Below are 5,309 nucleotides of genomic sequence, written 5' to 3' on the forward strand. Positions count from 1 at the left end.
ATCCTGGCCATCAATGAAGCCCATGAGCACGCCGGGCGCGCCGGCCTCTGGCGGGGTGTTGTCGAACACCAGCTTGGTGAGGTACGCATCGCTGGTGACCTGCCCGCACAGGCCATCGTCGCGCCAGAAGGGCTTGTCGTACACGCAATGCACCTTCCAGATCGAACCCATGGGCACGCGCTGCATCATCTGCATGCGGTATTGCAGTGGGCCGTCAAAGGGCTCGTAAGCCAGGCGTGATGCCATCCATGGAGACATGGCCATCACGGCGTGCTGGGCACGTACGGTGAAGCCATCGCCTGCGACCTCAATGCCATAGCCGTCCTGCTTGACTTTGCGGACCGGCGAGTTGTAGAGGATGCGTGTGCCCAGCTCGCGCGCCATGCCCAGTGCGATGGATTGCGAGCCACCCACGATGCGGTCTTGCTGCGCACCGCCTGCCGTGCTCAACAGCGACGTGAGGCCGCCACCCGAGTGGATGTAGAACAGCAGATACAGCATCGAGATGTCATGCGGCTCGACCGAGAGCAGGGCCAGGATGGCCAGTCTCAGCAACGATTTGGCATCGGCGCTCAGCAGGTTGGTGTCCATCCAGGTCTGGGCGCTCTGGTTGTCCCACTGAATGGCCTTGCTGGCGTTCCAGGGCGCATCCAGTGGCACGGTCTTGGCCATGTCATCCAGGCGCAGCATGGCGATGCCGATCTCTGCGGTGGAATACAGGCCAGTCCAGGGCAGCACGCCGCTGTAGGTTGTGCGCTTGCCACCGATGTAGTTGATCTGCTTGCCCGTGTTGTAGGCCGGGAAGGTCTTGAGCCCGAGTTGTTGCACCAGGCTGTACATGCGGTCCTGCGTGGGGCCGATGAACTCGGCGCCACCTTCTACCGTGTATTGACCGTAAGGTGAGGGCAGGTTGATGTTGAAGCAGCGGCCGCCTACGCGATCGCGCGCTTCCAGCAGCAGCACCTGTTTGCCAGCGGCGACCAGCGCGCGTGCACAAGCCAGGCCCGAATAGCCACCGCCGATCACCACCACATCGGTGTTGTAGTCGCCCATGGCCCCTGTGCCTGTCGCGGCCTGCGCCATGTTGTCGCGGCCCGCAGGCAGCAAGGCGGCGGCGGCCGTGGCGGTCAGTCTGCTCAGCAGGCGACGACGCGACGGGGTCTCGGGTTGGCTCATGGTCTACTCCTGAAACGTTGGCGTGAAAAATAACAACGTTTTTTAGACTAATGGCCTGAATGGCTAATGTTTATTGAAGAAAACCCCTATCACTTGTTGGCTGTGTAGCAAAAAGTGGAAGGACTGTAAGACGTCTGACATTTGTCTCCCCCTAGTTTGAATAGATGGCGTAACCCGTTCGGGTTAGTCCGTGTTGGTCGTGTTGCGGGCGCTGCGCAGACTGGCGTCGCTCCCCCCAAACAAGTAAAAGGACCCGAGATGAAAGCAAGTCGTTTTTCGCTTCTGGCCACCAAGGCCATCGCCGGCACCCTGATCAGCGGATTGGCGCACGCAGGCTACCTGCAATGGGAAACCGTCACGGCGCCCAGCAGCAGTGGTGCCACCTGCGGCAATGGCACGCCTTACCGCTTCTTCGTCAACCGAACGCCATTCACAAGCAAGACGGTCATCATGTTTGAAGGCGGTGGTGCGTGCTGGGATGGTGTGGCTTGCAAGGGCGGCAGCATGCTGGCGGCAGTCAACCCGGATGGTGTCCCGACCAACTACATGTCTGACTTCAATCGTCAGGCGCACCTGGGGCTTGTCACGCCGTTTACCGCGCGCATCGACCCGCTGCAGGCCGTGAAGACCCAGGCTTGGAACATCGTCTATGTGCCTTATTGCACGGGCGATGTGCAGACTGGTAACCGCACGGTGGTCTACAACCCAGAAGACCCGGCCAAGGCCTATGCCTTCGAGCACAAGGGCCTGCCCAACATGAAGTACGTGGCCACGTGGATGTCCATCAATATGGGGGCGCCGGCGCAGTTGCTGGTCACGGGCTTCTCTGCAGGGGGTGTGGCCTCGTCCGCGCATTACGCCACCTTCCGTGAAACGCTGCGTCCCAAGAAATCGGCGTTGCTATCTGATGCCGGCCCGCTGATGATCGCCCCACGCAATGGCGATCCGGCCCAATACCCCTCGGTGCCTTTGCATAACAAGATCCGCGAGGCTTGGGGGCTGGATGGTGCCAAGGGCATGGTCACCGAGATCGTAGCCAAGTACCCGGGCGTGGGTGATCCCAACAACCTGGGTACGCTGCAAGGCAATCTGGGTAAGCTCTTTCCCAACGATCGTCTGGGCTACACGCTGTTCCAGGAAGATGGCATTTTCTCGGCCTTCTCGTATCAGAAGTTCTTTCCTGAAATCGCCAATGCACCAACCGATGCGCAGCGTCTGAAGCTGCTCAACCAGAAGTGGCGTCAGGACCTCAAGCCCTGGTTGGCCGCGTTGAGCGCCTACCCGAACGTGGGGTACTACATTCCCAACTGGCGCAAGTTCAATCAGGCCCATTGCGCCACCGTGCTGACCTTTGGTGGCTCCAGCATCGTTGAGCGGGGCTATCAATCACTGAGCGTCTTCGTTGACAATCTGCTGGATGGATCGGGCCCGGTCTTGCGTGCGGAAGAGTTGAACCCGCCACCCAAGCGGGTTTACCTCAGTGACATCATTGCTGATGGCCTGTCTGATCTGATTCCGCTGTAATGGCAAAGGATGGCCTGCCGTGTGGCAGGCCACTTTCTGACTTTGGAAGTATTGCCCCTCATGAGCACAACCCTGATCGACAAGTCTTCTTCCAGGCGCTGGCTGTGGTTGCCGGTCGTGGCCTTGGCTGCCGCGGGTGCCTATGTGCTGTGGCAGCGCAGCGCAGCGAGTAGCGAGAGCAGCCCTCGTCCTCAAGCGCTGGCGCCAGCCCCTGGTGGCGGATGGCCCATTGCGGGCTCTGTTGGCAACAGTGATGGCCCATCCTTGATTCCACGTGGGCCGGTGAGTGATACCAAGCCAGCAGATATCACCCAGGAAGCCTGGGATGCCTTGAGCAAGGCTTTGGAGAACGACCCCAACAAGGCTCAAGAGCGGCAGCGCTTGGTGTCATACCTGCGCTTTCAGCGCGCTGTGACCCAATGGAGCGAGATGAAGGATGGCCCCAATGTGGCAGGCCGACAAGCGCTGGCCCGGGAGTTGGTCGATCAGTTGCCGCTGCACGCGGGCAATGGCGAAGTGAACTCGGGCGAAGCATCCTTGCTGCTGAGAGCGCTGGCGGGTGATCTGGAACCTGATCCGACCAGGCAGCAAGCCTGGATCGATACGCAGTTGAAGCGACTGCAGGGCACGCAAAGCGAAGCCCAGGCCAAGGCGCTGGCTGAGGAGAAGCGCAAGAACGACGAGTTCGCGGCCTTGCAGGCAGATCTGGTGGCAAAGTGGCAGAACACGCCGACGGCCAATCGAGATCCCGCCACGCTGGAGGCTCAGCTTCAGGCCTTGCGCGAAAAGGTCTATGGGGCCAGTGGCCGTTGATGGCATTGGCGGGTGCGGGACAATGCGGTACTTGAACAATAAAGTCTGCAAGGAGTCCTGATCATGTTGGTTCGCAAGATTGTGATGGGTGCGGTGCTGGCCGTGTTGCTGGCACTGGTCTGGAAGTATTTTGTATCGGCTCGTCTGGGGCATCTGGTGCCTGAGCGCATGGCGCCCGCTGCCATCACGCAGGATGTGTTGCAAGCCAAGGAATTGATCACCAGTGCCGCTGGAAGTACAGCTGCCGGCCCCGGTGAGGCCAAGCTCGACATGTCTCAAGCTGAGTCCCTGCCGAAAGCGCCAGCGGGTATCCACAAGTGCAAGGTGGGCAACACCGTGACCTATACCGATGAGCCTTGCAAGAGCCGCGCTGCCGAGCGCCCACTCGACAAGGGTTCGGTGACCGTGGTGAAAAGCCAGGGCGTTGAGGCGCCTGCTGCGACTGAATCAAAAGGGCGCTTGCCCAATGTCCGAGATCTGGCTGGCCCGCAGGGCGAGCCCTCGATCATGGACCGGCAGATCGAGCGAGCAGTCAATCATTGAAATTGAACGAGGAGTCCGCAGCCATGAATGCACGTGCCACCTTCACCCGCATGGAAGACAGCACCCAGGCCGACTGGGCACTCATCATGCCCGAAGCCATGAGGATGGCGCGTTCATTGCCGGATCGCGTGCTGGCCCACCTGAAGTTGCTTGATGGTGACTTCGGCGGCTTCCCCATCGATCGCCTGAGCCATTGCCTGCAATCGGCCACGCTGGCCTTCCGCGATGGCCGTGATGAGGAGTATGTCGTGTGCGCCTTGCTGCATGACATCGGCGATACGCTGGGCAGCTACAACCACCCCGATATCGCCGCCGCCATCCTCAAGCCCTTTGTGAGTGAAGGGCACCTCTGGATGGTTCAGCATCACGGCATCTTCCAGGGCTACAACTTCTTCCACTACATCGGGCTGGATCGCCACATGCGTGATCAGTTCAAGGCTCATCCTTTCGCTGCGCTCACGGCCGAGTTCGTTGACAAGTACGACAACCCGGCATTTGATGCCCAGGCGGAGATCCTGCCGTTGAGCTTTTTCGAGCCCATGGTTCGGCGTGTGATGGCGGTGCCCAAGCAGTCCGTTTATAAGGCGGCGCTGGAGAAATAAGGCAGCTCGCTGTTCGAGCCGGCGCAGGGCCAATCCCCTACACGCATCGTGGCTTGCTCTGTGCCGCGACGAGGTGTACAAGTCACATCTGGCGCCCCTTTGCTGGCGCTGATCGGAGGGAACCATGCGCCACCGTCTCTACTGGTTGCTGCCGGATCTCGCGAGTGCCCGCCTGGCCATGGATCAGTTGCTCCTGGCTCGCATCGAGCACCGCCATCTCCATTTCCACGCGCGAGAGGGGACCGATCTGGGAAGCCTGCACAAGGCCAGCGCGCTGCAGTCGTCTGATCTGGTTAGCGCGGCACAAAGGGGCTTGGCCCTTGGGGCAGCTTTGGGTGCAGCGTGCGGCGCCTTGTTTGCCGTGTCACCCGTGCTGGATGAGGCCAACAAGCCCGCCTTGGTGGCGGCCCTGGCGGCTTCTGGCGCGCTGTTTGGTGCCTGGACCGCCAGCATGGTGGGCGTATCCGTCCCCAGTCGTCGTCTGGCACGATTCAATTGGGACATCGAACACGGCATGATCTTGCTCATGGCTGATATACCGCATCGCCGCGTGTCCGAGATCGAGGCGCTGATGCTGGCGCATAACCCTGAGGCGCATTTCGAGGGTCATGAGCCCAACGTGCCTTCGTTCCCGTGATCTGCGCTTGTCAC

At 60.8% G+C, this 5,309-nt stretch carries 6 protein-coding genes; 5 read left to right on the plus strand and 1 reads right to left on the minus strand.

The window, feature by feature from the left end:
• Positions 1–1,176, minus strand: a 1,176-nt coding sequence (locus EPO09_RS00140; RefSeq protein WP_290638983.1) for an FAD-dependent oxidoreductase, incomplete at its 3' end; no start/stop codon positions are given.
• Between the two features lie 258 nt (positions 1,177–1,434).
• Here EPO09_RS00140 and EPO09_RS00145 point away from each other — a divergent pair.
• The 5 genes from EPO09_RS00145 to EPO09_RS00165 all read left to right on the plus strand — a co-directional run bounded on the left by EPO09_RS00145 (position 1,435) and on the right by EPO09_RS00165 (position 5,295).
• Positions 1,435–2,700, plus strand: a complete 1,266-nt coding sequence (locus EPO09_RS00145) for a pectin acetylesterase-family hydrolase (RefSeq protein ID WP_290638985.1) — start codon at positions 1,435–1,437, stop codon at positions 2,698–2,700.
• Between the two features lie 60 nt (positions 2,701–2,760).
• A complete protein-coding gene (locus EPO09_RS00150) occupies positions 2,761–3,513 on the plus strand; it encodes a hypothetical protein (protein WP_290638987.1) in 753 nt (250 codons plus the stop codon).
• Positions 3,514–3,576: 63 nt separating this feature from the next.
• On the plus strand, positions 3,577–4,056 hold the full coding sequence (locus tag EPO09_RS00155; protein ID WP_290638989.1) for a hypothetical protein: 480 nt from the start codon (positions 3,577–3,579) through the stop codon (positions 4,054–4,056).
• 23 nt (positions 4,057–4,079) lie between these two features.
• Entirely contained in the window at positions 4,080–4,658 is a 579-nt protein-coding gene (locus tag EPO09_RS00160) for an HD domain-containing protein (protein ID WP_290638991.1), read from the plus strand.
• A gap of 124 nt (positions 4,659–4,782) precedes the next feature.
• Positions 4,783–5,295 carry a DUF1269 domain-containing protein gene (locus tag EPO09_RS00165; protein ID WP_290638993.1) on the plus strand — a complete coding sequence of 171 codons (513 nt, stop codon included), beginning with the start codon at positions 4,783–4,785 and terminating at the stop codon, positions 5,293–5,295.
• The last annotated feature ends 14 nt before the right edge of the window (positions 5,296–5,309 follow it).

Origin of the sequence: Aquabacterium sp., from assembly GCF_004297345.1 — a bacterium.
Lineage (GTDB): Bacteria > Pseudomonadota > Gammaproteobacteria > Burkholderiales > Burkholderiaceae_C > Aquabacterium.

What these genes read in the sequence shown, in the direction of transcription:
- EPO09_RS00145 (WP_290638985.1), top strand. Translation starts at nt 1,435, where the DNA reads ATGAAAGCAAGTCGTTTTTCGCTTCTGGCCACCAAGGCCATCGCCGGC.
- EPO09_RS00150 (WP_290638987.1), top strand. Translation starts at nt 2,761, where the DNA reads ATGAGCACAACCCTGATCGACAAGTCTTCTTCCAGGCGCTGGCTGTGG.
- EPO09_RS00155 (WP_290638989.1), top strand. Translation starts at nt 3,577, where the DNA reads ATGTTGGTTCGCAAGATTGTGATGGGTGCGGTGCTGGCCGTGTTGCTG.
- EPO09_RS00160 (WP_290638991.1), top strand. Translation starts at nt 4,080, where the DNA reads ATGAATGCACGTGCCACCTTCACCCGCATGGAAGACAGCACCCAGGCC.
- EPO09_RS00165 (WP_290638993.1), top strand. Translation starts at nt 4,783, where the DNA reads ATGCGCCACCGTCTCTACTGGTTGCTGCCGGATCTCGCGAGTGCCCGC.